Here is a 26,886-nt window from a genome sequence, read left to right as displayed (position 1 = left end):
ATTATACATATTAGCGGTTTTTTCGTGAAAGCCTTTTCATTTTGTTAAAATGATTCAAAAGTAACATAAAAAACGCCTTCATTCCCCATAAATCGCCAGGGTTCGATGAAGGCGTCTATATTCTCTTTAACCATTACCTTTTTAATTGAACTCGCATTTGTCTTCTAAAAACTTCTTTAACCATGTAGGATACGCCCTGTTGATCATTTGAGCGGGTTACCCAATCCGCAAGTCGTTTTAGCTCATAAGAAGCATTTCCCATCGCGACACCAAGGCCTGCTTGACGAATCATTTCAGCATCACAATCCGCATCGCCAATTACCACCATTTGATCGACAGATACTCCTAATTTCTCTCCTAAAATGCGCAATCCTTTTGCTTTTGAGACGCCTTTTGGAATGATTCCAAAATTACATTTTGTCGATCGAACAACCGAAATAGAAGGAATTCGCTCTTCTAACAGGAGACGGGCTTCCTCTCTTTCTTCTTCATTAAAGAAATGAGCGTCAATTTTCGGAGGGGATAAATCTTTCTTTTCGAGATACTCACTTAAGGTTTCAACAAAGTTCACGGGGTAGAATAATGGATCTCCTATTCCGAGCGTCATTTTAGCAGATAAGTAATGATTATGCTTTACGCGATTACCAACGGCTAATCGTTCATGAATAATGCGAATATGGCAGTCAAATCCTTCAAGGATCTTAACAATCTCACGAACATCTTGATTGGGTATTCTCTCTTCATAAACCGGTTCTTCAACCTCTTCAGCAATAAACGCGCCGCTATGAGTAACGAGCATCACATCATCTAACTTCACCGCCTTTGCAATTTTCTTAGCAGATGCAAAGTTGCGACTAGTCGTTAGCGTAACGTAAACTCCCTTTTCTCTCACATAGCTAATAGCGTCCTTTGTTTCCTTATCAATTTTATGATTGGATCTAAGCAAAGTCCCATCAATATCTAAGGCAAGAAGTTGATAGACCATTCGGATCCCTCCTGTGTAAAAAGTAGTCCTTATAACACTTATCTCTATGACTCGTAATTCTTGTCTTATCACTTAAATTTATGATAATGACATGTTTGGATGAATTTGGCGTTTAGAATACGGACACCGTGGGAAGTTTTAATATGAAACTAGTTTATTACAAATAGATTACAAATAACGAAAGGGGTTTTACTTATGACCAAAGGAAAAGAGAGAATCAGGTTTGACTGCACAGGAGAATTCAATGAACCACACATTTACAAATGCTCTGAATGTGATCATGAATTTCGAGGTACTATTGGAGGAAATGAGAAAAGAGAACTTCAATTAAATTGTCCTGAGTGCGCCATTGAAGAAACGATCATTTCGCAACCAACTCAATTTGAAGTTGTTGGCGTAATAGAAAACGCTTCATAGTCCTTATTTTTTTATATTTTAATACCACCTCTCTCATTTTGTGCTTATTCGATTGAAGCATTTGTTTCACTCGAATAAACCCAAAATCACACAGCAACAAAGGTTATACGCTAACTTACTTCTTATGAACAAGTAATCGGTACTATGAATACAAAAAACGGTTCACCCAATTGGGTGAACCGTTTTTTGTATTATTGCTGAACGTCTTCTTCAGGGCTACCGTAAAGGTCCTCTAGAGGCTTCGTTACGATTTTGTTGATGTCCTGAATAACCTGGCTCATGCGCTGCTCTTGTTGCATCAACTGAGAAATCACTTCATGCTGCTGAACAAGTTCAACTTGTTGTTGAGCCGTTTGAGCTTCTTCCTCTGTGATCTGTTGACCACTCATTTGCTTTTGTTGAAGCTCCATTTGCATGTTACGGAAGTTATCAAAAAGTTTCTTTGCTACTTCATCCTGGTTTACCTGATCATATAATTCTTTAAGCTTTGTGTAGTCCTCGTGCTCACGCATTGCGCTTTCTAATTCGTATGCTACGTCGTAAAGATTTTTCTCTGCCATTGTATATACCTCCTTAGTAAATGAGGATTATTTCGCTCTCATAACCCTGTACTTCCCCACTATAACAAAGACTGACACGAAATTCATCCAATAAGGGTAATGATTACTCCTTGAATTAAACCAATCATTCCTCCGAGCACAGCTCCAAGGTACGTGATCATCTTAAATTCACGACGTGAAATCGAAAGAACCATCTCTTCAAGACGTCCAACAGAGAACGTCTCCACCTGACTTTTCACTACGTCTGCCAGGTGTAGTTGTTCCATGAGTGGCTGGAGATTCTGACTGAGATACTGACCAGCAGCATCTACTAGTCGTGGAACTATGTCTTCAACAATGCGCTCCTTATATGGATCAACTGCTTCCGATAGACTAAGATTCAGAACGTGATTAATTGGGAGTTCATTCACAATGAGATCTGTTACCTCTTTGACAAGTTCTTCTGAATTAAATTTATCTTCAAACGCTGCAAATTTCGTTTCTTTGAGCGAATTCCACTCTTTCTCAAGCATCGTTATGATAACATTTTGAATATCGTCTTGCTTAAGAAGACGAAGTAACTCAGGCTGTACTTTATCTACTAGTCTTGTGTTTGTAAAAAACATGTTAATCATGCTTCCAAGCGTTCCTCGATCTGCAAGATAACGGTCGATCATAACAGAAAGCTTATGCTTGCCCTCAGCAGAAGCAATGTAATCACTAATTTTTGTTAAAACGAGATCAGCAATTGGTTCGATTGAGCTATCAATTCTCGTTTGCATTTTTTCCGGAAGAATCTCAGCTAGTTCTTTATTTTTCAAATCCAATAGTTTCTTTTCAATTTTCCCATTGATGTAGGAGCTTGCATTCGCTCTAATATCTTTGGCTGGATCCTCTAGATGAAGTCCTTTCTTTAAAAGTGTTTCAATTTTCTCATCAGACTCTAAAAGTTTAAGAACTTCTTTTTGCGCATATTCAATCATCGTACGCTTGAATACTGGATCGTTCATTTTTTGCTGTATTCCCTCAGCCGTTAGAAGATGTTCAACGACCATTTTACCTAGCTGGACTGCCAGCTCATCTCTACGTTTTGGAATTAATCCTGGGGTAAATGGAACTTTCCACTTCCCTATATAACGAGCTTCATATGGCCTAAATAGCATTTTAATAGCTAACGAATTTGTAAACCCACCTATAACAGCGCCAATGGCAATCATAAATAGGATCGTTATGATAATGGACGACATCGTACCTCAACCTTTCTATTTCTCACGTTCACATAGTAAACTCCATCTTCATAGTATACGATATCCGCTATTGCCTATCCAGTTAAAGGAAGGTAAAAAAAGAAAAAACGTTGAACGAGGGTCTTGAATGAAACATACTGAAAAGATTATTTTACAACCAGAGAATTCAACCTCAGCTCAATCTAATCATACCCTTTCCATTCCAGAAAACATCGCCTCAAAATGGAAGCTTTCAGATACATCACTTAGACTTCGATGTGGCGTGCTTGAGGAATTTGTAACAGTCAAGGTCTATCGCACTTCATCAAGTCATACCGTATATTGTTCACCCGAACTACTAGCTTCTCTGTCTCTTCCAAATCAATCTCTTCCGATTACACTTACCTATAGTCATCAGCAACAAATGCTCTCAATCGGTCCTATTTTCTGTCTTGCGATTAACATTTCTAGACTGAAAGAAACACCATTCGGATCCTATACGGAATTCTGTAAAGAAGTCGCAGAATACTGCGAAGAGCATCATATTCTGTTCTATGTTTACACACTAAAACCGTGGAGTGACACTAAAGTCTCGGGTATGATTTGGAACCAACGTGACTGGGTAGAAGCCACGCTACCCATCCCTTCTGTCATCTATAATCGAATTCATTCGAGAAAGCTTGAGAAATCCGTTTACATTCAACAATTAAAAACCTATTGGCGTGATCAACAGATCCCCTATTTTAATGAATCCTTTCTTGATAAATGGGATGTTCATCAGAAGTTACTTTCTTACGATGAAGTCGCACCCTATCTTCCTGAAACGGTTTTGTTAGAGACAATCGACGATATTCATTTCATGATCGATAAATACCCTATCCTTTATTTGAAACCTTTAAATGGAAGTCAGGGAAAACATATTTTTCGAATCACTCAGAAAGATGATCTCTATTACCTTGATTACTCAAGCTTTAATGGCAATCAAACGCTCACGTCACATTCGCTTCAAAACATTTATACGACCATTCGCTCACGATCTAAAACGATTCCTTATCTTATTCAACAAGGCATTCCCCTAATTGAGGTCAATGGATGCCCCGTTGATTTCCGCATTTTATGCTTGAAAGGTATTGGAGACAAGTGGTCAGTTGTCTCAGCCGTTTCGCGCGTTTCTAGAACAAATGACCAGTTCGTATCCAATATTGCACGCGGCGCGTTACTAAAAAAGTTTGATGAGGGGCTCACCCCCTTAGAGGATTCAATGAAAAGACAAATGAAGCGAATCCTTCCCGAATTGGCCTGTGAGATTTCACAGATCATTGATCGTGAAAGTGAAGGAGTATTTGCGGAGCTTGGAATCGACATGTCTTCTGATAAAAATGGTCACCCCTGGATCATTGAAGTGAACACAAAACCTTCCAAGACTTCTGAAGGAATCACACCAAGTACCTATCGCCCATCGGTTAAAGCACTTATCCGCTTAATTAACTGGTACACGTCATCTTAAAAGGAGCAAGGTATGACATCACTTGGTATTTTACAACGTTCGCTCCAACATGAAGGAGATTACCTTTCTAAATTAGGTGAAGCAGGATCCACTTCTGGATTTAACGTCTATCGTTTTTCTCCAGATCAGCACTTTAGAAATAGTCTTCTAGGAATGAAATACGATCCAAAGACAAAAAAATGGCTGGAAACAAATTTTCCGATTCCTGATTTTATTTATGATCGCTGCTTCCATAATGGTCTCATAACAGAAATGGAAGCCTCCTTTATTAAGTGGTTAAAAAACGAGTCTAACGCTACTTTTCTAGGACACGGGTTACCAGGAAAATGGGCGATATACAAACAATTAAAGCAAAAGCCATTTATAAATCGGCACCTTCCACAAACAGTTAAGCTTCAGCCTGCTACTAGCGCTAGCGTTATATCCGATTTATTAACGAAGCACGAGAAGGTCGTTCTAAAACCAGTGGTAGGTTCTCAAGGAAATGGGTTAATGCTCCTTACCCGAAATCAAAATCAAGTTGATGCTCAAATCAATCATAATGGGAACGTCCTTCATCATACTTATGATACAACCAGTTCTTTCCTCAAAATAATGAGGAGAATTCAAAACCAGCGTGACTATATAGCCCAAGAATGGCTTTCTTTACTTGACCAAAACAACCGACCTTTTGATCGAAGAGTGGTAATGAAGAAAACGTCGATCGAAAGTTGGAAGGAGATTGGCCGTGCTACGCGCGTAGGGAGTTCTGACTCTTTTGTATCTAATTTGCATAGTGGTGGCTCTATTCAAAGTGATCACAAGCTCTCTATTCCCGAAACTGTTCTCCAAGCCGCAGATCAAAAGATTAATCTCCTCTCCCGTTGTATTGCTACTAACCTCGAGAGTACATTTCCTCCGTTGTTTGAACTTGGTCTTGATTTCGGAATTGACCGAAGTGGTAAAGTCTGGTTACTTGAAGCCAACTCTAAACCTGGACACAAAGCCATTCAACCATACGATTCTTTACATTTTATACCGTTTCAATATTGCCGGTCTCTCATGAATGAGAAGAAAGGGGTTATCGAATCATGAACACGATTCTTCCATTAAAAAAGGACATTAATTCTCAAGGGAATTTCTATGTTCCTCCAACAAAGTTTAAGGAATGGGTTGACCAAGTTTCTTTTCCGAATCAACTTTGCTTTGGGTCAAGACGCTCATTCTGCACGGTTTCTCCTCACCCTAGTAACAAAGAAGAATACCTTATTTCAGAAGACTTATGGAAAATATTAGGTGTTCCTGAAGAAATGTCTGTTCACCTTTTCGAAAAAGGAAATTCTCTTCATATTGGACCTTTAGTAGGTATTTTCACTGCAGGATTTACTAAGGATAGTATGAGACCTATCGGAGAGCGCAGTATGTATTTTGCCAAGCTACTATCCGCTACCTCTAAGTGTGGTGCTTTTGGCTTTGCATTTGGTGCTCATCATATTGATTGGAAAACGGGAAGCATCAAAGGATTAATGTATAACAAGCGAGGATGGTACAGAGTAACTGTTCCCATTCCTGATGTTGTATACGATCGACTACCGAATCGAAGCTCAGCAAGCATCGAACAAGTAAGCACTACAATGGAGAAACTTCAATCTCAATATTTCACTCCCTGGTTTAACCCAGGATTTTTCGATAAATGGACGATGTTCGAAAAGCTACGTGAAGACTCAATCGTTAAGCCGTATTTACCTGAAACTGTATTAAGTCCTAAGAGCGCCATAATCTCACGTATGTTAAAGGATTACGAACAGATCTTTATTAAGCCTGCCAACGGTAGTCTTGGGCTTGGGATTCAACAAATTCTAAAGCCAGCCGATGAGAAGTATTATTATTGCAGGTTCAGAACGGCCAAAGAAAATCGTCTAAGAAGATATACCTCTCTTGCACGCCTTCTTAAAACCCAATATCCAAACGGCATGAACGGTTTAATTGCTCAACAAGGAATTGACTTACATCGGATTAATCAGCGTTCCATGGATTATCGTGTTCATACAAACAAAAACAAAGAGGGGAAGTGGGAAGTTAGTGCGATCGCTGCAAAGATTGCAGGAGCTGGAAGTTTAACCACTCACATGGCTTCTAACGGAACAGTTAAAACAATTGGAGAGCTCACTTCTGAATTTGGTATTAAAAAACAAGTTGAAACAGATTTAATGGAAGCTTCCCTGCTACTAAGTCGTGCCATCGATAAAAGAGTTTCAGGCTTTATTGGCGAAATTGGATTTGACCTCGGGATTACAAAAGAAGGGGAAATTTATTTATTTGAAGCAAATTCAAAACCTGGAAGAGGCATTTTTGCCCATCCGAGATTGAAAGCGGAAGAAGCCAAAACGAGAACATTACCAATGGAATACGCGATCTTTTTAGCAAGATCCACCATTGAAAAACAGCTGGTTACACCAGTATGATCGAATTATTTTACAGTAGAGAAAATAATCGGTGGCATCAAAAAAGTAGCTATCAATATGTATATTGGGGGAAAGAGCCATCCAGGCTCTCTCCCTCTCCTGCTTTCTCTTCTTCTATTGTAAAGCTTCAAACTCCTCATGATGCCATTCGACCTCTTGTTGGCATTCTGGCAGGGTCTAACTTACATCACCATTTCAGTGGCAATGCTGCGATCTTCAAATCCATTCAAAAGGAATTGACTGATTCCGGAGGGCTTTCGTTTGTTTTTACACCTGACGACATTTACCCCTCATATATCAATGGCTATCTCTATGATGCTACATCTCAAAAATGGACAGGTTTTCGCTTCCCATATCCTAATATTGTGTACAATCGAATTCCTGACAGGGCAGAAGAACGCATTCCAAAAGTGAGATCTTTTTTCAACTTGTTGAAGTTAAAAGGCATTCCATTTTTTAACCGATCTTTTTTCCTCAAAAATGAAATACTCGATCACTTAGCTGAGAATGAAGCATTAATGCATCACATTCCAGAAACAGCTTGCTTTACAGATGCGAATCTTAATACATTTCTAAAAACATATTCATCTATTTTCTGCAAACCTGCATCTGGAAGCAAAGGTAGAGGAATATTTAAAGTTAAAACTGTTAAGTCCGGTTTTCTATTCACCGATCACGAAAACACTCGTTTCTTTCCAAATCTCGCCTTAGTTAAAGAACACGTCACTCCCTTAATTCATGAGCAATATTTGATCCAACGTGAAATTGATCTCGCAACTCATAATGAATATCCTTATGATTTTAGAATTCTTTTGCAAAAACCATTAAAAAGTTGGCAGGTCACAGGTATCGGCATAAGAGCTGCACAGAATAACAGCCTGACGACTCATGTTCCAAGAGGAGGAAAAATCCTCCCTTTTCATAAGGTGGCCAACAATGACGATGAAATTCGGGTAAGAGAGCTCGCTATTCGCACTGCAGAATCACTTGAAGAAAAAGAAAAGATGCTTGAATGCTCTTTGGACATTGGAAAAGACAGCGAAGGACATTTCTGGATTTTTGAAGCGAATTCGAAACCAATGCGTTTTGATGAACCACTTATTCATCAAGCATTTATACGTTCTCTCCTCACTTCTTTTCGAACGTATTCTGCGTATTAGCTTCCTATGTTATGATGATAAAAAAGGTGATTTGGGGGAATACCATGATTTCGCACTTTCAATATAAATCAGTTGGATCAAAAATAAGAAAACCTAAATGGGAAGTATCTTTTTTCTATCAGGGAACATATTATCGTACTCTTTATCTCCATACTGGCCAATTCGAATGGTATCAACCTGCTCCACCTGAATCGGAGCAAAACAAACTGCAATCTCAAATTCATGAGCTCATGCTTTTTCACGTCTATGAACAGCAGGACTCATAATTCTCCTGATTTCTTCACATAATAACCCTATTCAAAGAAATAGGGAGATGAAAAAGGATGCCGAACAAAAGAACAGAAGACTCTCAGTACGAAGGTCGCGATAAATACGATATGGACATTGACCGTATGGTTAATGAAGGAATGGCCGGCGGTGCCGTTCATCAAAGTTACAAGCAGGCTCAAATCGAGGAAGCTATTCCACTCATGGAACAGGAGCCTCCACATCGTTCAGGTAAACAAAGAAGAAATGATGATCAACAAAACTATTCATAATCACATAAAAGTAAATGCTTTTCATTCGTTCACTGAAACTGAACGAAGACAATCACGGCTAATTTAGAAAAGAACCTCTTACACATATAGAGGTTCTTTTCTTTGATTCATTATTAATTTGTGTTCATCATTACGTTATACTATATGTTAACTGTTACTTAGGAGGGGCACTTATGAATGCAAAACTAGCTGAACTATATGGAAATGATTTCGTCGTTACCTCCGATCAACCTGATCTTTTCCACTGGTATAGAACAACCGATGGTGAACGATTTGGCATACGTAAAACGCGACTAACAAACGAGGAAAATGAGTTATTAAATGCCTTCTTCCCTACTGTCCGACTGGAAAATGAGTCCATGACTCTTACCCAAAAAAAATGGACATCTCTTCTTTTTGAGGACGATCTCAGCGTTGACCTTACAATAGATCTCCCAATTCGATACATACATTTCAACCTCAAAAATGCACCATCAGATCTATCCGATTTCACAGAAGCCATGACCGGCTTATTTTCAGAAGAAACTGTACTCCTATTTGAAAATGACAAAGAAGGTCTGCTCGTTCAAACAAATGAATTTGACGAACAGATGGTAGATGAACTTAAACAAACAGCTGCTGCACTTACTGCCGACTTTTTCACAGGCATGTCTCTTTTTGTCGGACAAACGATTCAACATTATGATAACAGCCATTTAAAACGGATTTATAAAGCCGAAAAAAAATGGTTCTCAACAGGACGAAATCTTATGCCATCACAAATGGTATTTACGCACCAGGATATGGTCCCGTCCGTCCTCTTCCACGAGGCAAGTGACGAATCGATTGATTACTTAATTAAAGCTATCGAACCCGTACAACATGACACAGAGCTTTTGAAGAGTATTCGCATCTACTTAGAATCTAACTTAAATATTACTCTTGCAGCCAAACAACTTTATGTACATCGAAATAGTCTTCAATATCGTGTGGATAAATTTATAGAGAAAACAGGAATTGATGTAAAAAGTTTTCAAGGAGCTGTGATGGTTTACCTTTCTCTTCTTGCGATGGAACTGCGTTAATAAACGCAGTTTTTTTGGCTCTATAATATTTGTTGGGGTTTAAGAAAATGAAGCACAAAAATACACGCAAGCTCCTATATCTTTTACACTTGAATTGACGAGAAACAAGAAAAAGATTGGAGTTGCGTGTACGTGCATTTTAACATGAATTTACCCGGATTAGAAGAAGTGATGGTATCGAAAATGGAAGCCATTAATGGCCAGTATCATGTTCATATTGAAGTGCCAAAGAAGGCGCACCAGTGCCCCCAATGTGAAGAATGGACTGTACGTGTTCATGATTATCGGACTCAGAAAGTACAACACCTTAAAGTATTTGAGCGAACGGCTTTTTTGTTTTATCGCAAGCGCCGTTATGTGTGTGCTTGTGGGAAACGATTCGCTGAAAGGAATTCGATCGTCAATCGCTATCAGCGTCACTCAAAGGAATGGAATCAGGCCCTGGGATTACGCGTGGTACAGGGGAAGAATTTCAAGGGTACCGCAGCCCAATTTCGTACGTCGCATTCAACTGCGATAAGGCGGTTTGATGAAGTCGCCGCACCAACGCTTCAAGAAGTGAGTGATCTTCCTCGTGTCATCGCTATTGATGAATATAAAGGAGATACCGATGAAGGAAAATATCAAGTTGTCATTGCGGATGGAGATACAAAGCAGCCTTTGGATATCCTTCCTAATCGCTCCATTGAGACCGTAAAGGACTATCTTCGCAAGAAGGGGTCGCGAGTTGAAGTGGTGATCATGGACATGAGCTATGCCTTCAAGTCAGCTGTTCAAAAGGCACTAGGAAAGCCGATCATCGTGGCTGATCGCTTTCATTTTTGTCGCTACATCTATTGGGCATTAGAGCGTGTACGAAGAAGAGTTCAACAGAATTTCCATGATTATGACCGTAAAAAGTGCAAGCGAATGAAGCATGTTTTTTACAAGCGATATGAGCAGTTGAGTGAGAAACAAAAGTGGTATCTGGACCGTTACCTTGGATTATCCGAGGAATTACGAAAGGCTTACGAGTTAAAAGAAGCGTTTCGAAGCTGGTTTGAGGAAGCGAAACGAATCGGTCAAGAGAATCCTAACCAAGTTAAACAGTCTCTGTATAATTACTACAAAACGGTTGAAGCAGCGAATATGAAGGAGTTCAGACAAGCCGTTCAAACACTTAAGAACTGGCAACCAGAAGTCCTGAATAGTTTTGCCTTGAACTATAATAATGGTTTTATCGAGGGTTTAAACAATCAAACGAAGGTCATTAAGCGAAATGCCTTTGGTTTTAAGCGATATGACCGCTTACGAAGAAAGATCCTTTTACATCATCAGTACAAAAAAATTCGTCATTTTCAACTAGGATAAGGAGTAGGAGATGAATCTCCTACCCCAACATTTGATTTAGAACCGTTTTTTTACCTTTTTCAACAATATTACGTATAAATAATGGCATTTCGTACAGAATGCACAAAACCTAATGGTATTTTTGTGCACGCTCCCAATTTACGATAGCGTTTTCATAGAGTAGACTTAGAACTAGCAAAAGAGTTCATTTCTTAGGAGGCATTAACATGGCAGAGATCGCTCTCAATCACATTTACAAAAGATATGATAACAAATTTGAGGCAGTAAAAGACTTTAACCTGGATATTAAAGATAAGGAATTTATTGTTTTCGTAGGTCCTTCTGGTTGCGGTAAATCAACGACGCTTCGTATGATTGCCGGCCTTGAAGATATCTCAGATGGAGACCTCGTTATTGGTGATCGTCGCGTCAACGACGTTGCACCAAAAGATCGTGATATCGCAATGGTATTCCAAAACTATGCCCTGTATCCTCACATGAACGTATACGATAACATGGCATTCGGATTGAAACTACGCAAGTTCGACAAAAAAGAAATTGAGCGCCGCGTAACGGACGCTGCTCGTATTCTTGGGCTTGAAAGCCTATTAGATCGTAAACCTAAAGCACTCTCTGGTGGTCAACGTCAGCGTGTAGCATTAGGACGAGCGATTGTTCGTGATCCACAAGTGTTCTTGATGGATGAGCCTCTTTCAAACCTTGATGCAAAACTTCGTGTTCAAATGCGTGCTGAAATTTCTAAGCTTCATCAGCGTCTACAAACAACGACTATCTACGTTACTCACGACCAAACTGAAGCGATGACGATGGCAACGCGTATCGTTATTATGAAAGATGGGCTTATCCAGCAAGTAGGCTCACCAAAAGAAGTATACGATGCACCTGACAACGTCTTCGTTGGTGGCTTTATTGGATCTCCTGCAATGAACTTCTTCAGCGGTACATTAGAAGATGGCTATTTCAAGCTAGGTGATATTCAAGTGAAAGTTCCTGAAGGAAAAATGAAAACCCTTCGTGAACAAGGATACTTGAACAAAGAAGTTATGCTTGGTATTCGTCCTGAAGATATCCATGATGAGCCTGTCTTCATCGAATCTTCACAGGATACTAAAGTAAGTGCTATCATTGATGTAGCCGAATTGATGGGTGCTGAAACATATCTTTATTCCAAAGTAGCTGATCAAGATTTTGTAGCTCGTGTTGACTCTCGTACGGATATTCAAAATGGTCAAAACATCAGCCTTGCTTTTGATATGAACAAATGTCACTTCTTTGATACTGAATCAGAACTGCGCATTCGTTAATAAAATGATAGGGAAAGCTTCCTCTTAAACCGAGGAAGCTTTTTTTATTTATCTTCTTGCATGAAGCGGTAAATTAACGTCAATAATGTTTCTTGATTGACTTTAAGTTAAATGCTAACTACAATAAATTTATAATTCACATCAATTTTGTAGGAATTAAAAGGAGGATGTTATTTTGAATAAAAAATGGATGCTAGGGTTGGTGCTTGCATTAACACTTACTGTACTTGCTGCCTGCGGTAGCAATGATAATACAGAAAATAACGAAGAAGGCAGTTCAAAAGAGCAAGAAACCCTATTAATTGGAACAGAAGCAACTTATCCACCATTCAGCTATCGAGATGATAATAACGAAATTACAGGTTACGATGTCGAGGTTGCACGTGAAGTTGCCGATCGTATCGGAATGAAAGCCGAATTTAAAGCGATTGAATGGAAAGGACTTCTATCTTCACTTGAAACAGAACGCATCGATATGGTCGCCAATCAAGTAACGATCACAGATGATCGTAAAGAGCAATTTGATTTTACAGAACCATACACTTATTCAGGTGGACAAGTGATCGTTAACGAGAATAACGATGATATTAAAGGTATAGAAGATCTTGAAGGAAAAACCGTAGGAACTACCCAGGGAAGTAACTATGCTCAGGCTGCTGAAGAAGCTGGTGCTGAAACGAAAATCTACAAGGGCGCTAACCAGGTGTTAACAGATCTTAGTAACGAACGTAACATTGAAGCAGCGATGAATGATCGTCTCTTCATTTTAACTGAGCTTCCTGAACAGGATTATAAAGTAAAAGGCGTTGGAGAAACATTCAACAAAACAGAAATGGCCTTTGCCCTACCAAAAGGAAACGAAGAGCTTATTGAAAAGATCAACGGTGCACTACAAGAAATGAAGGAAGATGGAACGCTTGCAGACATTTCTAAAGAATATTTTAATGGAGAAAATGTAAGTGAGTGAGACAACTGATGTGTTAATAAATTCTTTGCCCTTTCTTCTGGAAGGGGCGAAGAATACACTTCTACTTAGTTTCTTTTCAATATTTGGTGCCCTATTAGTTGGTTTATTCATCGCTTTGTTACGTCTTTCAAAAAGCAAAATCGCATCTGGAATAGCGAAATTGTACGTCTCGTTCTTTAGAGGCACACCTCTTCTTATTCAATTATTTATTTTGTATTATGGTCTTGTTTCAGTGGATATTCAATTAACAGCCTGGCAGGCCGCCTACACTGGACTTATTTTACATTTTGGTGCTTATATTTCAGAGTCATTTCGCGCAGCTATTCTCTCCCTATCAAAGGGACAATGGGAAGCCGCAATGTCACTCGGTATGAAAAAATCGTTAATTTACAAAGAGGTTATCCTACCTCAAGCATGGAGAAGAGCCATTCCACCGGTGTGGAATTCTTTAATTGATATCGTTAAAGCCTCTTCTCTTGCTTCAGTACTTACGATTTCAGAATTAACCTATAACGCAGATCAAATTGCCGCATCAAACTTTAAAGTCTTACCAATCTTATTAACAGCAGCCTTCATCTACTGGTTCTTTACAACGATTCTCAATGTCATTCAAAGCATTCTTGAGAAAAAACTATATATCCCTTCTTCTTAAATGGAGACAAAGAGCTGCCAGACAAGGCAGCTCTTTGCTATGTACTCCATTCTTCAATTAAGTAAACATCATTCCAACCACAAGTTGGACATGATAGAAGATGAGGACATTCATGTGCTTTACTTATGAATCCGTCCATTTTTTTAGTCGACTCAATCGATTCATAGGCACTGTACTCATCGTAATACTCTGCTTCTCTTCCCTTATCTGTTAGTTTATCTTCACATACCTGACAAACAAGCTGGATAGCAGCAAAGCTATTACAGAGTGGACATTCAAAAGACATGCTACCCTCTCCTTCTATGTATCGAATCACGCAAGAAGGGATGGACAAGTCCACCCCTTACAGCCATGGTATAAAATTATTTTTGGTAACCGCCAAGCTGTTGTTCAGCCATTTGAACCAAACGCTTTGTGATTTCTCCACCAACAGATCCGTTAGCGCGAGAAGTTGAATCTGGACCAAGTTGCACTCCGAATTCAGTAGCGATTTCATACTTCATCTGGTCGATAGCTTGAGCTACACCAGGTACTACAAGGTTGTTAGAGCTTCCTTGTCTGTTTTGTTGTTGAGCCATGTCAATCACCTCCTTTGTACAACTAGTTTGTGAATTCCCGATATTTATATACCAATTTTTTTTGGTAAATATGACCATGAAAAGCGGAGCGGGCCTGCTTAAATCCGCAGGATGTTGGAGCCCATGAGATTGAGACGCTTTTTGTCTCATTCGAGTGGGCGAAACAGCCAGAGGATTTGGCCCGCGTAGCTAGACATGAAAAGCGGAGGCGAGCGTTTAGAAACGGAGATATTGGAACTCTTGAACTAGAACACGCCTTTTGTGTTCTGGTGAAAGAGTGAAATATCGCAGTTTCTGCGAGTCGCAGCTAGACACGAAAAGCGGAAGTGGGCGTTCAGACACGGCAGGCACTGGAGCCTTTTCATTTGAACACGGTCTTTGTGTTCGGATGAAAAGGTGAAGTGACCGAGTGTCTGCCCACTGCAGCTAGACATGAAAAGCGGAGACGAGCCTTTAGAAACAAAGATATTAGAACTAAAGAAAACTTAAAGAATTAAACACAAAAAAAGCAAGAGGATCATATCCCCCTGCTTTTTTATAATTAACCTATAATCACTCGTTCAGTTGGATAATGGTATCTTTCCCGAAGAACTGTTCCTCGAATAAGGAAGAGGAACGAAAGAATTCCAATTCTACCAATAAACATCAAACACATGATAACAATTTTGCCAAAAGTACTTAAACCTGGTGTCACGCCCATCGATAAACCTGTGGTACCAAAGGCTGACGATACTTCAAAAATAATAGCCACGATTGGATATGGTTCTGAGAAGGAAAGCATAATAATTCCACAGCTCCACACGATAATCGCCACGGTAAACACAACAAAGGCTTTATGAATATCCTCATGATGCAATTCTCGTCCAAACACTTTAATTGACGTACCACCCTTTGCAAAGAAGAAAATAGCGAGTAGCACAATCGCAAATGTAGTTGTACGCACACCGCCACCTACGCTACTTGGAGAAGCACCAATAAACATTAAGGCTGACATCAACAACTGTGTAGGCTCTTGAAATTGATTTACATCCATTGTAGATAGGCCACCACTACGCGTTGTCACTGATTGGAACATGGCATAGAAGAACGATTCATGCCAATTCTTACCGGCAAAGAATGAATTCGCTTCAAATGCCCAAATAAGGATAGCTCCTGAAACAACGAGTACAAAGAAAGTCATTGTTGTTAATTTAGTAAATAAAGAAAATTTATATCGATGGCTATTCTGTCTAGCAAATAAAAAGTTTTTAACTTCAATTAACACAGGGAAACCAATGGCTCCTGTGATAATTAATAATATATGAATAAATTGAACGAAATAGTCATGTGCAAATGGCTGAAGAGAACTTCCCGTAATATCAAAACCGCCGTTTGTCGTTGCACTTACTGCAGCAAAAAATCCCTGAAGGTAAGCTTCCTGCCATGTCTCAAAGAAGCGAAGGTAATAAGTACCAAGGACAAGAGCGCCAACTAATTCAATTATGAAAATTAATCCAAGAATTTGCTTCATCAATTGTACTAAGCCAGACAATGTGGATTGGTTTTGATCAGTCATTATCAGCTGTCTTTCTTTTAATCCGATCTTCTTGCCCATCACAAGCCAGACAAACGTACCAAGCGTCATAATACCAATCCCGCCAATTTGAAGGACAGCAGCAAGAATAAAGATTCCAGGAACGCTAAAAGTATCCGATATCGACACAACAGAAAGACCTGTCACGCTTACCGCACTCACGGCTGTGAATAAGGCATCAATAAAGGATAGCTGCACGCCAGATTGATGGGCAATCGGTAAACCAATTAGAAAGGTAGAAACCGTTACCGCTATTAAATAAAACAAAACGATTAACTGAACAGAAGTTAACCGTATCCGTCGAAAACGAGATCTTAACAAAGCATCCACAGCCTTTTCACGTAATACATTCTTCCATCCCCTCTGAGGGTTGGTTCATCACATTCCCTATCTTAACCCATATACGCTCTCTGTCAATCTCTTTCCTATATCATCCATTATTGAGAATCTTCTTACGTATTATTCCTCATTCCCGTTTCTTTAAAAAGAATCCCTAAATAATTGGCACGCTTGAGTAAAGTAAAACGTGACAAAAGAAATAAAACCAAAATAAAGAACCATCATAGACGGCTCTTTATTTTGGTTTATTCTTCTATCCACGTTGTAATTGTTCGAACAGCCTCGTTGATTTGTTGATCAGAAGTGAGGGAACCTGGGTTATCACCTTTTTGTTCGCCATACATGCCGTAGTTGGCATGGTTGCCCCCTTCAATAATGTGTATCTCTGCTGAAGAAGAGAGCAACTCTTCTTTTTCTTTTTGATCAGATAGGACTGCCACTCCATCATCTTTACCATAGATCGTAAGCGTCGATATAGACAGTTCAGACATATCTTCAATTGGATAAGCTGCAAGTAAAAACAACCCTTGGATTTCATCAGGATGTTCGATAGCAAATGATGATGCCACAGCGCCTCCGAGAGAATGACCACCAATGTACCATTCCCCTACATCGTCATATTTACTTATCATTTCAGATGCTTTATCTCCATCTAAAATGGCCAGGTTCAACGTCAGACGAGGGATCACTACAAAATAACCTTCCTCAGCAAGCTGGTGAGCTAAAAAAGCATATGCCTCTTCCTCTACCTTGCCGCCTTGATAGAAAATAATCCCCTTGTCAGCATGTTGTGATCCAAATGTTAATTCACTTTCATTTGACTCTTCCATGTACTCTAAAGCTTCCTGTGTTGGTTCATAAGACGCTTTTGCCCAGAAAAAGAAGACGATCGCAAGAACTAGTAATATCAGTGGAACGATAACTAACAGTCGTTTCATGAACTTCTTCATTTGAGATCCCCTTTATATGTGCATTATCACATATATAATACGATAGATCTCATACCTTCACAATAGTTGCATCGGTTAAAATGAGCGTTGTTTTCCCAGGCTAAGAAGCGAATTAATTTCACATTGATATACCTTCGCTTCTTTTGGACCTATTGCTTCTCCCACCTTGGCTTGAAGGATTGTAAGCCGTTCTATCTCTGATTGAGTTAAATAAACTGGCGATGGACTCATAATCCCTTTAACAACTGAGCCATTTGTTTCGCTCTCGTAGTGATACGTTTGAATGTTTTCACTCTGAAGCCGGTTGTTATTTTGTTCAACAATTTGATCTGTTTTTTGCTCGATATAACGCTTTAGAAAAGCGCTGCTCCCGAACCCTGTAAGTAGCGCTAAATAGAGTAAGTATTGACCTGAAGCTGTTTCAATAAATAATAACGTCGTTAATATCCCACCAATTCCACCAACTAGTGGCTCTTTTATTGATCCAATATTATAATAGACTGCATTATTTTGTTGATTGACTACTTTTCGAAACCGTTGAAATTCACCTGAGATCAGGATATTACCAATCCCTCCTAAAGCACCAGCTAGCGTTATGGAGAGTAGATACAGCCAGAAATGATCGCTTAAGTCACTCAGGAAATCCATTTGCTACAAGTACCTACGATGCAACTTCTTTCCATCATATGAAAAGAGAACTTCCTTATCCTCCACTCGCGTTTCCATATGAACCGGGCGCCCCCATAATTGATGTACATACGGTAGAACTCGCTCTAAATATTGAAGATCAAGCTCTGTATCTTCAAAAGAATGATGAAGGTACATTTCTCCAGCTTTCATGTAGTTCCCGTCGCTTACAGTTAAATATGGGAATCCACCATTTACTCTCATTGTCACTAGCTGATCACGAATATGCTCCCATTCTTTATCAACTATTTTGTAATCGCGTCCCTTCTTTTGGAACAAATACAAATCTTCTTTATATACAAGATCCTTTGTAAGGTAATTCCTAATAAATGAAATATCAGCTTCCACTTCACGAACTTCAAACATCTTCTCTCTTCCTTTACCTACTTCGAATCCGCGCTGCTTCATTTCCTCTGTAGGATGATCATACACTTCCTCAATATGCTCAAAGATTTTAAGACCGAGGTAATAAGGATTAATGCGTGTTCGTGAAGGTTGCACAACATTTGCATTGAGTGAAGCGAATTCAATTGCTTCATCCGTCGTTAAATCCATTTCACGAAGAATTCGCTGATGCCAATAACTTGCCCATCCTTCATTCATGATCTTTGTTTCAAGCTGTGGCCAGAAATACAGCATTTCCTCTCTCATCATCGTCATAATATCTCGCTGCCAGTCCTCAAGCTCCGCGCTATATTCCTGAATGAAGAGAAGAAGATCCTTTTCGGGTTGCGGTGGAAACTTCTTCTTTTTCGTCGGAGCTGGCTCGTCCGCTAGCTCATCCTTATCGATTGACCACAAATCATTATATCGAGAATCAGGCTTCACTGGAATCGGGGTTTCATCTTGAAGATTATACGTCAATCTTGGTCTCATTATCGAAGGATCAATATGTTCTTGTATGGAGAGAACAGCGTCAAGAAAGCTCTCCACTTCAGCCTTTCCATAGTGATGCTCATAATAAGCGATCCGTTCAGCGGTTGCTGTCATACTCTCAACCATGTCTCTTCGCGTATTTGAAAAACGAATATTATTCTTAAAGAAGTCACAGTGAGCAAGTACATGAGCAATAATGAGTTTATTCTGAATTAAACTATTCGTATCTAACAGAAAGGCGTAGCATGGGTCAGAATTAATAACAAGCTCATAGATTTTACTTAGCCCCAGGTCATATTGTAGCTTCATCTTATGAAATTGCTTACCAAAACTCCAATGTGAGAAGCGAGTTGGCATTCCATAAGCTCCAAACGTGTAAATAATGTCTGCTGGACATATCTCATAACGCATAGGGTAATAATCGAGCCCAAACCCTTTTGCTATTTCTGTAATCTCTTCTATAGCGTAAAAGATTTCTTTCTCTGTAGACATGTCATTCCCTCCTAAATGAATTGCTTACTAATATGTATGACCGGACAAGTAGGTTCATGAGTAACGTGAAAAAATCGTTATTCAAAAATGTTTTATTAAATTGTCAGATTCTATTGAAAATTGCACGAATAGGCGTATAATCAGGATTAAATTTTCTAAGGATGTGATGAAATGAGAGCTCTTGAGAAGGCAAGTCATTTTGCGGGGAATACTTTTGCGATTTGGGTCATTCTTTTTGCAGTACTCGGGTTTATATTCCCTAATGGATTTACATGGATTACATCATACATAACGATCTTACTCGGAGTTATTATGTTTGGCATGGGGATGACCTTATCTGCAAAGGATTTCAAGGAAGTAGTGAAACAACCAAAAAGCGTTGCTATCGGTGTAGCTGCACAATTTATTGTTATGCCTTTGCTCGCTTACGGTCTGGCCGTTATTTTTCAATTACCAGCTGAAATTGCTGTCGGTGTAATTCTGGTTGGATGTTGTCCTGGGGGGACTGCTTCAAACGTCATCACTTACTTATCGAAAGGAAACACAGCTTTATCAGTAGCGATCACAGCCGTTTCTACACTACTGGCTCCTTTAGTAACACCTGCTCTCGTTCTCTTATTTGCGAGTCAATGGCTACCTGTATCTGCAGGTGATCTTTTCCTTTCCATCTTCCAAATGGTCGTTATTCCCATTACACTTGGCTTTGTAGTAAAACTAATTTTTAAAGAAAAAGTTGCTGAGAGTATTAAAGTCCTTCCACTTGTTTCAGTTATCTCAATCGTCGCTATTGTTGCAGCAGTCGTTGGGGCAAGCAAAGACCGGATTGCAGAAACGGGACTCATTATTTTCTCAATTGTTATTCTTCATAATATACTTGGCCTTGTCGTTGGCTACTTTCTTGCCAAATTAATGCAACTCCCTGAACCCGATCAACGCGCCATCTCGATTGAAGTCGGGATGCAAAATTCTGGTCTAGGCGCAGCACTTGCTTCTGCTCATTTTAATCCCATCGCCGCAGTACCAAGCGCTATTTTTAGTGTATGGCATAACATCTCTGGTCCGATCCTAGCTACCATTTGGAGCAAAAGAAAACCTTCTACTAAAGAGCAAAAAGCCCTTACTAAAAAAAGCGCATAAGAAAAGGCAGGTCTCTCCATGGAGGACCTGCCTTTCTTTTAGTTATACATTTTCTCTTCTTCATGTGATGGAGTAGTTTCCACATGGAGAGTTTGTGTAGGAAATGCAAAAGCAACATGTTCTTCTTCCATTATTTTCATAATCTTAAAATTCACATCTTGTTTTACATTCAAAAAGTCCCCCCACGTGGTTGTGTTGGTAAAGAAATAAAGAAAAACATCAAGGCTGCTATGATTAAACTCATCAAATGACACAAATATAGTCTCGGGATGAATTTCTTCATGATCGCGAAGCATTTTCTCAATTCGATTAATACACGTTTCAAGTCTTTCTGATGGTGTATTATACGTTACTCCTAAATGAAAGGTAATTTGCCGCTTACCCATTTTGGACCAGTTCGTAATATTCTCATTCGCTAATCGCGCGTTCGGAACTGTCACCAGCGCCTGGGCAAAAGTACGAATTTTAGTACTTCTAAACGTAATATCCTCAACCACGCCTTCTACACTCGGTGTTTTAATCCATTCACCGATCGAAAATGGCTTCTCAGTAATGATCACTATTCCACCGAAGAAGTTTTCAATCGTCTCTTTTGCAGCAAGAGCAAACGCTAAACCTCCAAGTCCAAGCCCAGTAATGAAGCCGTTAACGTCATAGCCGAATTCTCCTGCGATAACACTAAACGTCATAGCAACAATTAAAAGACGAAGTGTTTTTGATAGAAATGGAATAAGAAGCTGATCAATTTTTAGATTATATTTGCTGTTAACTGTTTGGAAAAACAGTGATGACGATGAGGAAAGGTTATATAATCCCCATGCAGTAAGAAAAATTAACGACGATCTCATAATCTCTTTATAAAATTCATTATGATGATCTAGGAATGACACATAACGTACAGAAATATACAAACCAATTATTACGAATAACATTCGTAACGGCCTCTCAAAAGCAAGGAAGAGGTGTGTGAAAAATTCTGTAGAAGACTTTCTACTTAATTTAAGAAAAACATTAAATATATATTTCGCGAAAATTTTCCTCATTACTAGAAAAAGAAGGAAAATACCGAGTGCAATACCAAGTTCAATCCATGTGTCTTGAATACGTAACAATTCCATTACGCAACTTCCCCTTTACAAAAATAGGTTATAAGGATATACATTCGTTTTCTAGAAGTTGTATTTGTCAGTTACAGAGAATTATGCTGCTTTTTTTTCTGACTGTTGGTCATAGCTTACATTCCACTGGGAGATGACAATGCCAATCAAAATCAACAAAACGCCTCCCCATTGAACAAGATGAACCGCTTCGTGAAGAAAAATCGCCGATAAAAGCACTGCCGCTGGAAGCTCTGAGGAACTTAAAATCGTTCCAACACTTGAACCTACTTTAGGTACACCAATGGCCATAAATAAGACCGGAAATATATTTCCGAGAAGCGCTAAAAACAAACCAAACATCCACCATTCACCTGATATATCCCCTTGGAAAAGTGACTCAGGGGAGAACATAGTTAAGACGAGAATACCAGCTATTGTAACCATATAAAAGCTTTTTTGAACAGCAGGAACTTCTGCTGATGTTTTACTCATAATAAAAATATAGATGGCAAAACAGATTGCTGCAAGAAGACCCAGTAAAATACCGATCGGATCATAAATGAATTCCTTAGCTCCTACTACTCCACTCGCTAGAAATGTCCCTATGAGGAGAATAATAACTGATACGAACGTTTTAGGTTCTGGCCATCTTTTTTGACTGAGAGAATCAAGTAGGAGGCCGATCCAAGTGAATTGAAAGAGAAGAAGCACCGCAATAGAAGCTGGCAGTTTGGATACAGCAAGCGTATAGAAAATAGAAACACAACCGATAGCCACTCCACCGATTAGAATAAATTTTAAGCCTTGTAATTTTAGTTTTTTCTTAGAAAGAACAACGAGAACTATTAGAACGAGCCATCCAATAAAGAATTGACCAGCTAATAATTCTCCTACTGAAAATCCTTTAGAAATCCCTATTTTCGTAATTGTAGACAATGAACCTAAACTACATCCTGCAAATAAAACAAGTAATACATATTTCCACATTCAATGATCCTCCCATCATTTATCTCATGTTTACCTTTTTTAAAGGAATTCAATAAATGGTATAAAAATAAGACAATAAAAAAATCGCCCCCTGTCGAACAATCGACAAAGGGCGATGAAAATGAAAGGTTTTTCTTTCAGAAAAATCGCCGTCTAACCTGTCTGAGGCTAGTTTTAGTATATTTAAATCATAAGCCCTAATCCCCGTCTCGTCAATAAGAGCTGTAAAACTACAAATGAACCATAGGAACGAGATACGAAAATAATTTATAGCATTCGTATACTTCTAATAAATCTGATAGATCCCCGTCGTAATGAGATAACCCACAAGTAAACCAAGAAAAACCGACATTGAAATGTAGGACCATTTTGATTTAAATTCAATCCCAACCCCATTCACTGGCTCATAAATCCAGCTATATTGGACAAATCCCAACATCAAAAACAACATGACACCAAATCCTAAATTAGTCACAGTTCACTCCCCCTTATGCGTCAACTGTTTGTCCTTCGCAATTTTAAAACATCGTTTCTTTTAAAGAACGATTGAGCGAACGGAAGCTCATACCTCTCCTAACAATACCTCTTTTATTCCACTGAAGAGGCCAACTCAACCATTTGGTCTTTACTCATAGGACCTATTACCCTCTTCATTATTATACCATTTTTGTCAACTAAATACGTCGTTGGAATTGTTATAGTAGCGAAAGTATTTGTTTGATCACCATTTTCATCCAACAATACTGGAAAGGTAAGAGCATATTCTTTCACAAAATCTTCCACAACTTGAGAAGAAGATTCGTTGGTCGTAATATTTATAGAAAGAATTTCTGCATCGTATTCCTCTGCCTTTTCTTCATAAAACTCCTGCATATCCGGCATTTCTTTTTTACAAGGGGGGCACCAGGTCGTCCAGAAATTAATAAAAGTTACCTTCCCTTTGTAATCAGAGAGGCTCACTTCTTCCCCTTCTAGTGAATATAATGTAAAATCAGGTGCCTTATCTCCTTTTTGCAATCCTACTTCAACAGCTCCTGACACTTGCTTCGCTGGTTCTGCTTGATTTATAACGTTAACATTCTTATTATCCGTAAAAACTTGCAAACCAAAAGCTAAAAAACCACTAAGGACGACGATCCCGATTATCAAATTTCTCATTAGCTCCTCCTTTTACCAAAGAACATTGACTAAATGCCTAATTAACACATAGCTTCGTAAGTACAAATGTTGTAAATAGCAGAGTTTATCCATTATTCACTATCATACCGATTTTAGGTGGAACTATACCAAATACTTAAGACAACTATTGTCACAGAACATTTCCCATCTTACTTTTGAAAACGAAGGAGGGTTATGATTTATTGAGTCGTGTATCCATTTTAAAAAGGTACTAGGATTCTCATGATATTTTATTCAATATCCTAATAATCCTTAACGGCTCTTAACGAGAAGTTGAACAGCTTCCTTTACAACATCTTCTGTAGACTCGCCTTTATCAAGCTGTTCACGAATACACTCCTCTAGATTAGAACCAACTATTAAACCTATCGTACGGTCAATCGCCGTTCTGCTAGCAGATAGCTGAGTGATTACATCTTTGCAATCTTTCTCTTCTTCAAGCATACGAAGAACACCACGAATTTGACCTTCAACTCTTTTTAAACGGTTTTTCATTTCATTTGTATATTCCATGATATAACTCCCTTTCGTGTTCATTTATGTTTCTATGAATAAGAATATTCTGTCATAAATAAATTAATTTCTTGCTACTTCTCTTCATATATTGTAAAATAAATCGTAATTTAAGGATAGGAAAAAGGTTTAGTTCATTATAAGGAGGCAGTGCCTTTTGGATTTATCCGAAGATGATAAACGGTTATCTAAAATTTATCGAAAGATTGTTACCTCAAACGAGTATAAAGCAGGTAAAATTCTCGAGAAACTAGATAGCGAAACGAAAGACAAAGTATTTCATCTCATTCGTATGAACAAAGCTGAATACGAACATCAATTGAATAAACAACAACTTCACCAATAGTAGAAAAATCGGCGAAACTAGCCGATTTTTTTTCGTGCCTTAGTTTAGCATAAGATACATGTTGTGCTTTTAGAGGAAACTCATCAAGAAAACCAGGACGAGAGATTTGTCCTGGTTTTCCTTTTCATTATTTTATTTTATCCCAAACGTTCTTGAACCTTACCCATAACGGACGATCTAAGTTCAGCCAATTTACTTTGACTGTTTTCAAGATTATCGCTATTTACGCCAAAATAAAATTTCACTTTCGGCTCAGTTCCTGAAGGACGAAGGCAGAACCATGATCCATCTTCTAAAATATATTTCAATACATTTGAAGTAGGCAATTCAATTTGCTCACTTTCACCACTACCTAAAAACGTTCTTTTGCTTGTCTCATAATCCTCTACGCTTTGCACTCGTAATCCAGCTGCTTCAGTAGGCGGCTCTTCACGGAATTTCGCAAGTAAAGAAACGATCTTCTCTGCCCCTTCTTTTCCTTTCAGTGTTAACGATTCAAGACCTTCCTGATAAAATCCATACTGTTCAAATACTTCGAGCAAACCTTCATAAAGCGTCATTCCTTTAGACTTGTAGAAAGCAGCAACTTCAGCTGCTACGAGGCATGCTTGAACAGCATCTTTGTCTCGAACAAAGTCACCAACAAGATAGCCATAGCTTTCTTCATAGCCAAATAGGAAAGTATGCTCCCCAGTTGTTTCGAATTCTTTAATCTTTTCTCCAATAAATTTAAATCCTGTAAGCGTATCATATGAAGTAAGACCGTTATCCTCCGCAATCTTACGACCAATTTCAGAAGTAACAATTGTTTTAAGAACTGCGCCATTTTCCGGCAGCTCTCCATTTTCTTTTTTCTGAGTAATGATGTAGTTCAACAATAGTGCACCTGTTTGATTTCCAGTCAGGACCACATACTTACCCTCTTTGTTTTTCACAGCTACACCAACACGGTCTGCATCCGGATCTGTAGCCAAAAGTACATCAGCATCCTCCTGCTCCCCATATTGAATGGCTAATTCAAACGCAGCATGTTCTTCTGGGTTTGGAGAAGACACTGTAGAGAAATTAGGATCTGGTAACTCCTGTTCTTTTACAACAGTTACATTTGAAAATCCATAAGCTTTCAAACCTTCCCTAACAGGAATATTCGCTGTTCCGTGCAAAGGCGTGAAGACGATTTTTAATTGCTCGCCCATTTTAGAAAGTAATCCTTGATTTACGCGAAGCGTTTTTAATTGTTCTACATATTGGCGATCAATTTCTGCGCCAATCATCTGAATAAGTCCTTTTTCTTTCAGTTCTTGCTCGGACGTAACCTTCACTTCTAACTCATTCTCAACACCGTCTACATATGAAATCACTTCTGAAGCAGCCTTAGGTGGTAGCTGACCTCCATCTTCTCCGTAAACTTTATAACCGTTATACTCTGGTGGGTTATGACTCGCTGTGATAACGATTCCAGCGCAAGCATTTAAAGTTCGAACCGCGAACGAGAGCTCTGGAGTGGGGCGGAGCTCTTCGAAAACATACGTTTGAATGCCATGGCTCGAAAGGGTCTTCGCAGCTTCCATAGCGAATTCAGGAGACTTGTGACGTGAATCGTAAGCAATCGCTACTCCTCTTTTCTTGTAAGCTTCACCATGTGCATCTATGTATTGCGCAAGACCTTCAGAGGCTTTTCGAATCGTATATAAATTCATTCGATTCGTACCAGGGCCTATTTCTCCCCTCATGCCACCCGTGCCAAATTCAAGATTTTTATAAAATGCATCTTCAAGTGATTGGTCTTGTCCTTTTAATGCTTCAAGATCCTTTTTCAATTCTTCGTCAAGGGAAGTTGCTGATACCCATCTTTTATATTCATTTTTCCAGTCCATTATTGCCTCCTATTATGTAAATCTTCTTTAATTTTTATCAATTCGAGAAAACCTGTTAAAATCCTGCATTTTGGCTAGATTTTCTCCTTTTCTCTAAT

Annotated in this window: 29 protein-coding genes; 14 read left to right on the top strand and 15 right to left on the bottom strand. The window is 38.9% G+C overall.

What is annotated here, in order from left to right:
* Positions 1-133 precede the first annotated feature (133 nt).
* On the bottom strand, positions 134-985 hold the full coding sequence (locus tag AC0VYV_RS03005; protein WP_404684046.1) for a Cof-type HAD-IIB family hydrolase: 852 nt from the start codon (positions 983-985) through the stop codon (positions 134-136).
* A 195-nt stretch (positions 986-1,180) separates the two neighbouring features.
* Between AC0VYV_RS03005 and AC0VYV_RS03000 the strand changes: the two genes are divergently transcribed.
* Entirely contained in the window at positions 1,181-1,402 is a 222-nt protein-coding gene (locus tag AC0VYV_RS03000; protein WP_194220020.1) for a hypothetical protein, read from the top strand.
* A gap of 191 nt (positions 1,403-1,593) precedes the next feature.
* Here AC0VYV_RS03000 and AC0VYV_RS02995 read toward each other — a convergent pair whose 3' ends face one another.
* Both AC0VYV_RS02995 and AC0VYV_RS02990 read right to left on the bottom strand, forming a co-directional pair.
* A complete protein-coding gene (locus AC0VYV_RS02995) occupies positions 1,594-1,962 on the bottom strand; it encodes a YlbF/YmcA family competence regulator (RefSeq protein ID WP_194220021.1) in 369 nt (122 codons plus the stop codon).
* An 83-nt stretch (positions 1,963-2,045) separates the two neighbouring features.
* Entirely contained in the window at positions 2,046-3,188 is a 1,143-nt protein-coding gene (locus AC0VYV_RS02990; protein WP_475374428.1) for a DUF445 domain-containing protein, read from the bottom strand.
* Positions 3,189-3,315: 127 nt separating this feature from the next.
* Here AC0VYV_RS02990 and AC0VYV_RS02985 point away from each other — a divergent pair, with 127 nt between their 5' ends.
* The 11 genes from AC0VYV_RS02985 (at position 3,316) to AC0VYV_RS02935 (ending at position 14,154) form a co-directional block, all read left to right on the top strand.
* Positions 3,316-4,674: a YheC/YheD family endospore coat-associated protein gene (locus AC0VYV_RS02985; RefSeq protein ID WP_475366506.1), complete on the top strand. Its 1,359-nt coding sequence runs from the start codon at positions 3,316-3,318 to the stop codon at positions 4,672-4,674.
* 12 nt (positions 4,675-4,686) lie between these two features.
* Positions 4,687-5,748, top strand: a complete 1,062-nt coding sequence (locus AC0VYV_RS02980; RefSeq protein ID WP_475374427.1) for a YheC/YheD family endospore coat-associated protein — start codon at positions 4,687-4,689, stop codon at positions 5,746-5,748.
* On the top strand, positions 5,745-7,118 hold the full coding sequence (locus AC0VYV_RS02975; RefSeq protein WP_475374426.1) for a YheC/YheD family endospore coat-associated protein: 1,374 nt from the start codon (positions 5,745-5,747) through the stop codon (positions 7,116-7,118). The genes AC0VYV_RS02980 and AC0VYV_RS02975 overlap by 4 nt, the downstream gene beginning before the upstream one ends.
* Positions 7,115-8,278 (top strand): YheC/YheD family endospore coat-associated protein, encoded by a 1,164-nt coding sequence (locus tag AC0VYV_RS02970; RefSeq protein WP_475374425.1) that lies wholly within the window; start codon positions 7,115-7,117, stop codon positions 8,276-8,278. Before AC0VYV_RS02975 ends, AC0VYV_RS02970 begins: the two co-directional genes overlap by 4 nt.
* 44 nt (positions 8,279-8,322) lie before the next feature.
* On the top strand, positions 8,323-8,544 hold the full coding sequence (locus tag AC0VYV_RS02965; protein WP_194220027.1) for a DUF5342 family protein: 222 nt from the start codon (positions 8,323-8,325) through the stop codon (positions 8,542-8,544).
* Between the two features lie 57 nt (positions 8,545-8,601).
* Positions 8,602-8,817, top strand: a complete 216-nt coding sequence (locus AC0VYV_RS02960; RefSeq protein ID WP_283153046.1) for a hypothetical protein — start codon at positions 8,602-8,604, stop codon at positions 8,815-8,817.
* A gap of 173 nt (positions 8,818-8,990) precedes the next feature.
* A complete protein-coding gene (locus AC0VYV_RS02955) occupies positions 8,991-9,881 on the top strand; it encodes a PucR family transcriptional regulator (protein WP_475368374.1) in 891 nt (296 codons plus the stop codon).
* Positions 9,882-10,007: 126 nt separating this feature from the next.
* Entirely contained in the window at positions 10,008-11,231 is a 1,224-nt protein-coding gene (locus AC0VYV_RS02950) for an ISL3 family transposase (protein ID WP_475374424.1), read from the top strand.
* Positions 11,232-11,437: 206 nt separating this feature from the next.
* Positions 11,438-12,535, top strand: coding sequence for an ABC transporter ATP-binding protein (locus AC0VYV_RS02945; RefSeq protein WP_475374423.1), 1,098 nt, complete (start codon positions 11,438-11,440; stop codon positions 12,533-12,535).
* Between the two features lie 175 nt (positions 12,536-12,710).
* Positions 12,711-13,502 (top strand): transporter substrate-binding domain-containing protein, encoded by a 792-nt coding sequence (locus tag AC0VYV_RS02940; protein WP_430243172.1) that lies wholly within the window; start codon positions 12,711-12,713, stop codon positions 13,500-13,502.
* Positions 13,495-14,154, top strand: coding sequence for an amino acid ABC transporter permease (locus AC0VYV_RS02935; protein WP_194220031.1), 660 nt, complete (start codon positions 13,495-13,497; stop codon positions 14,152-14,154). The genes AC0VYV_RS02940 and AC0VYV_RS02935 overlap by 8 nt, the downstream gene beginning before the upstream one ends.
* Positions 14,155-14,191: 37 nt before the next feature.
* On the opposite strand, the gene AC0VYV_RS02930 is transcribed toward AC0VYV_RS02935, so the two are convergent.
* The 6 genes from AC0VYV_RS02930 to AC0VYV_RS02905 form a co-directional block, all read right to left on the bottom strand.
* Positions 14,192-14,440, bottom strand: coding sequence for a hypothetical protein (locus AC0VYV_RS02930; RefSeq protein ID WP_194220032.1), 249 nt, complete (start codon positions 14,438-14,440; stop codon positions 14,192-14,194).
* 76 nt (positions 14,441-14,516) lie between these two features.
* Complete coding sequence (locus AC0VYV_RS02925; RefSeq protein ID WP_194220033.1) at positions 14,517-14,732, bottom strand: alpha/beta-type small acid-soluble spore protein; 216 nt, start codon at positions 14,730-14,732, stop codon at positions 14,517-14,519.
* A gap of 541 nt (positions 14,733-15,273) precedes the next feature.
* Positions 15,274-16,635: a TrkH family potassium uptake protein gene (locus AC0VYV_RS02920; RefSeq protein ID WP_430243169.1), complete on the bottom strand. Its 1,362-nt coding sequence runs from the start codon at positions 16,633-16,635 to the stop codon at positions 15,274-15,276.
* Positions 16,636-16,889: 254 nt separating this feature from the next.
* Positions 16,890-17,594: an alpha/beta fold hydrolase gene (locus AC0VYV_RS02915; protein ID WP_475366504.1), complete on the bottom strand. Its 705-nt coding sequence runs from the start codon at positions 17,592-17,594 to the stop codon at positions 16,890-16,892.
* Positions 17,595-17,669: 75 nt separating this feature from the next.
* Positions 17,670-18,242 (bottom strand): hypothetical protein, encoded by a 573-nt coding sequence (locus AC0VYV_RS02910; RefSeq protein ID WP_194220036.1) that lies wholly within the window; start codon positions 18,240-18,242, stop codon positions 17,670-17,672.
* A 3-nt stretch (positions 18,243-18,245) separates the two neighbouring features.
* Positions 18,246-19,649, bottom strand: coding sequence for a SpoVR family protein (locus AC0VYV_RS02905; RefSeq protein ID WP_475366503.1), 1,404 nt, complete (start codon positions 19,647-19,649; stop codon positions 18,246-18,248).
* A gap of 171 nt (positions 19,650-19,820) precedes the next feature.
* Here AC0VYV_RS02905 and AC0VYV_RS02900 point away from each other — a divergent pair, with 171 nt between their 5' ends.
* On the top strand, positions 19,821-20,786 hold the full coding sequence (locus AC0VYV_RS02900; RefSeq protein ID WP_475366502.1) for a bile acid:sodium symporter family protein: 966 nt from the start codon (positions 19,821-19,823) through the stop codon (positions 20,784-20,786).
* Positions 20,787-20,824: 38 nt separating this feature from the next.
* On the opposite strand, the gene AC0VYV_RS02895 is transcribed toward AC0VYV_RS02900, so the two are convergent.
* The 5 genes from AC0VYV_RS02895 to AC0VYV_RS02875 all read right to left on the bottom strand — a co-directional run bounded on the left by AC0VYV_RS02895 (position 20,825) and on the right by AC0VYV_RS02875 (position 24,565).
* The gene (locus tag AC0VYV_RS02895) at positions 20,825-21,904 is read right to left on the bottom strand and encodes a mechanosensitive ion channel family protein (protein WP_475366501.1); all 1,080 of its coding nucleotides are present in this window, start codon (positions 21,902-21,904) and stop codon (positions 20,825-20,827) included.
* An 81-nt stretch (positions 21,905-21,985) separates the two neighbouring features.
* On the bottom strand, positions 21,986-22,873 hold the full coding sequence (locus AC0VYV_RS02890; protein ID WP_475368373.1) for an EamA family transporter: 888 nt from the start codon (positions 22,871-22,873) through the stop codon (positions 21,986-21,988).
* 286 nt (positions 22,874-23,159) lie between these two features.
* The gene (locus tag AC0VYV_RS02885; RefSeq protein ID WP_194220041.1) at positions 23,160-23,348 is read right to left on the bottom strand and encodes a hypothetical protein; all 189 of its coding nucleotides are present in this window, start codon (positions 23,346-23,348) and stop codon (positions 23,160-23,162) included.
* A 113-nt stretch (positions 23,349-23,461) separates the two neighbouring features.
* Positions 23,462-24,031: a TlpA family protein disulfide reductase gene (locus tag AC0VYV_RS02880; protein ID WP_475366499.1), complete on the bottom strand. Its 570-nt coding sequence runs from the start codon at positions 24,029-24,031 to the stop codon at positions 23,462-23,464.
* 273 nt (positions 24,032-24,304) lie between these two features.
* Entirely contained in the window at positions 24,305-24,565 is a 261-nt protein-coding gene (locus AC0VYV_RS02875; RefSeq protein ID WP_194220043.1) for a metal-sensitive transcriptional regulator, read from the bottom strand.
* 157 nt (positions 24,566-24,722) lie between these two features.
* Between AC0VYV_RS02875 and AC0VYV_RS02870 the strand changes: the two genes are divergently transcribed.
* A complete protein-coding gene (locus tag AC0VYV_RS02870; RefSeq protein WP_194220044.1) occupies positions 24,723-24,911 on the top strand; it encodes a hypothetical protein in 189 nt (62 codons plus the stop codon).
* A 137-nt stretch (positions 24,912-25,048) separates the two neighbouring features.
* Here the strand turns inward: AC0VYV_RS02870 and AC0VYV_RS02865 are convergent, their stop codons facing one another.
* On the bottom strand, positions 25,049-26,788 hold the full coding sequence (locus AC0VYV_RS02865; RefSeq protein WP_475374422.1) for a phospho-sugar mutase: 1,740 nt from the start codon (positions 26,786-26,788) through the stop codon (positions 25,049-25,051).
* Between the last annotated feature and the right edge of the window lie 98 nt (positions 26,789-26,886).

The organism is Anaerobacillus sp. QJM3NY_17 (assembly GCF_056173665.1).
The sequence above is the reverse complement of the archived record's forward strand: the minus strand, read 5'-3'. Positions and strand labels throughout refer to the sequence as shown.

Excerpts from the sequence above, each read along its gene's own strand:
- AC0VYV_RS02970 (WP_475374425.1), top strand. The coding sequence starts at position 7,115 with ATGATCGAATTATTTTACAGTAGAGAAAATAATCGGTGGCATCAAAAA.
- AC0VYV_RS02890 (WP_475368373.1), bottom strand. The coding sequence starts at position 22,873 with ATGTGGAAATATGTATTACTTGTTTTATTTGCAGGATGTAGTTTAGGT.
- AC0VYV_RS02880 (WP_475366499.1), bottom strand. The coding sequence starts at position 24,031 with ATGAGAAATTTGATAATCGGGATCGTCGTCCTTAGTGGTTTTTTAGCT.
- AC0VYV_RS02960 (WP_283153046.1), top strand. The coding sequence starts at position 8,602 with ATGCCGAACAAAAGAACAGAAGACTCTCAGTACGAAGGTCGCGATAAA.
- AC0VYV_RS02990 (WP_475374428.1), bottom strand. The coding sequence starts at position 3,188 with ATGTCGTCCATTATCATAACGATCCTATTTATGATTGCCATTGGCGCT.
- AC0VYV_RS02900 (WP_475366502.1), top strand. The coding sequence starts at position 19,821 with ATGAGAGCTCTTGAGAAGGCAAGTCATTTTGCGGGGAATACTTTTGCG.
- AC0VYV_RS02915 (WP_475366504.1), bottom strand. The coding sequence starts at position 17,594 with ATGAAGAAGTTCATGAAACGACTGTTAGTTATCGTTCCACTGATATTA.
- AC0VYV_RS02925 (WP_194220033.1), bottom strand. The coding sequence starts at position 14,732 with ATGGCTCAACAACAAAACAGACAAGGAAGCTCTAACAACCTTGTAGTA.
- AC0VYV_RS02975 (WP_475374426.1), top strand. The coding sequence starts at position 5,745 with ATGAACACGATTCTTCCATTAAAAAAGGACATTAATTCTCAAGGGAAT.
- AC0VYV_RS02980 (WP_475374427.1), top strand. The coding sequence starts at position 4,687 with ATGACATCACTTGGTATTTTACAACGTTCGCTCCAACATGAAGGAGAT.
- AC0VYV_RS02985 (WP_475366506.1), top strand. The coding sequence starts at position 3,316 with ATGAAACATACTGAAAAGATTATTTTACAACCAGAGAATTCAACCTCA.
- AC0VYV_RS02945 (WP_475374423.1), top strand. The coding sequence starts at position 11,438 with ATGGCAGAGATCGCTCTCAATCACATTTACAAAAGATATGATAACAAA.
- AC0VYV_RS02875 (WP_194220043.1), bottom strand. The coding sequence starts at position 24,565 with ATGGAATATACAAATGAAATGAAAAACCGTTTAAAAAGAGTTGAAGGT.
- AC0VYV_RS02930 (WP_194220032.1), bottom strand. The coding sequence starts at position 14,440 with ATGTCTTTTGAATGTCCACTCTGTAATAGCTTTGCTGCTATCCAGCTT.
- AC0VYV_RS02955 (WP_475368374.1), top strand. The coding sequence starts at position 8,991 with ATGAATGCAAAACTAGCTGAACTATATGGAAATGATTTCGTCGTTACC.
- AC0VYV_RS02965 (WP_194220027.1), top strand. The coding sequence starts at position 8,323 with ATGATTTCGCACTTTCAATATAAATCAGTTGGATCAAAAATAAGAAAA.
- AC0VYV_RS02995 (WP_194220021.1), bottom strand. The coding sequence starts at position 1,962 with ATGGCAGAGAAAAATCTTTACGACGTAGCATACGAATTAGAAAGCGCA.
- AC0VYV_RS03005 (WP_404684046.1), bottom strand. The coding sequence starts at position 985 with ATGGTCTATCAACTTCTTGCCTTAGATATTGATGGGACTTTGCTTAGA.
- AC0VYV_RS02865 (WP_475374422.1), bottom strand. The coding sequence starts at position 26,788 with ATGGACTGGAAAAATGAATATAAAAGATGGGTATCAGCAACTTCCCTT.
- AC0VYV_RS02905 (WP_475366503.1), bottom strand. The coding sequence starts at position 19,649 with ATGTCTACAGAGAAAGAAATCTTTTACGCTATAGAAGAGATTACAGAA.
- AC0VYV_RS03000 (WP_194220020.1), top strand. The coding sequence starts at position 1,181 with ATGACCAAAGGAAAAGAGAGAATCAGGTTTGACTGCACAGGAGAATTC.
- AC0VYV_RS02895 (WP_475366501.1), bottom strand. The coding sequence starts at position 21,904 with ATGGAATTGTTACGTATTCAAGACACATGGATTGAACTTGGTATTGCA.
- AC0VYV_RS02910 (WP_194220036.1), bottom strand. The coding sequence starts at position 18,242 with ATGGATTTCCTGAGTGACTTAAGCGATCATTTCTGGCTGTATCTACTC.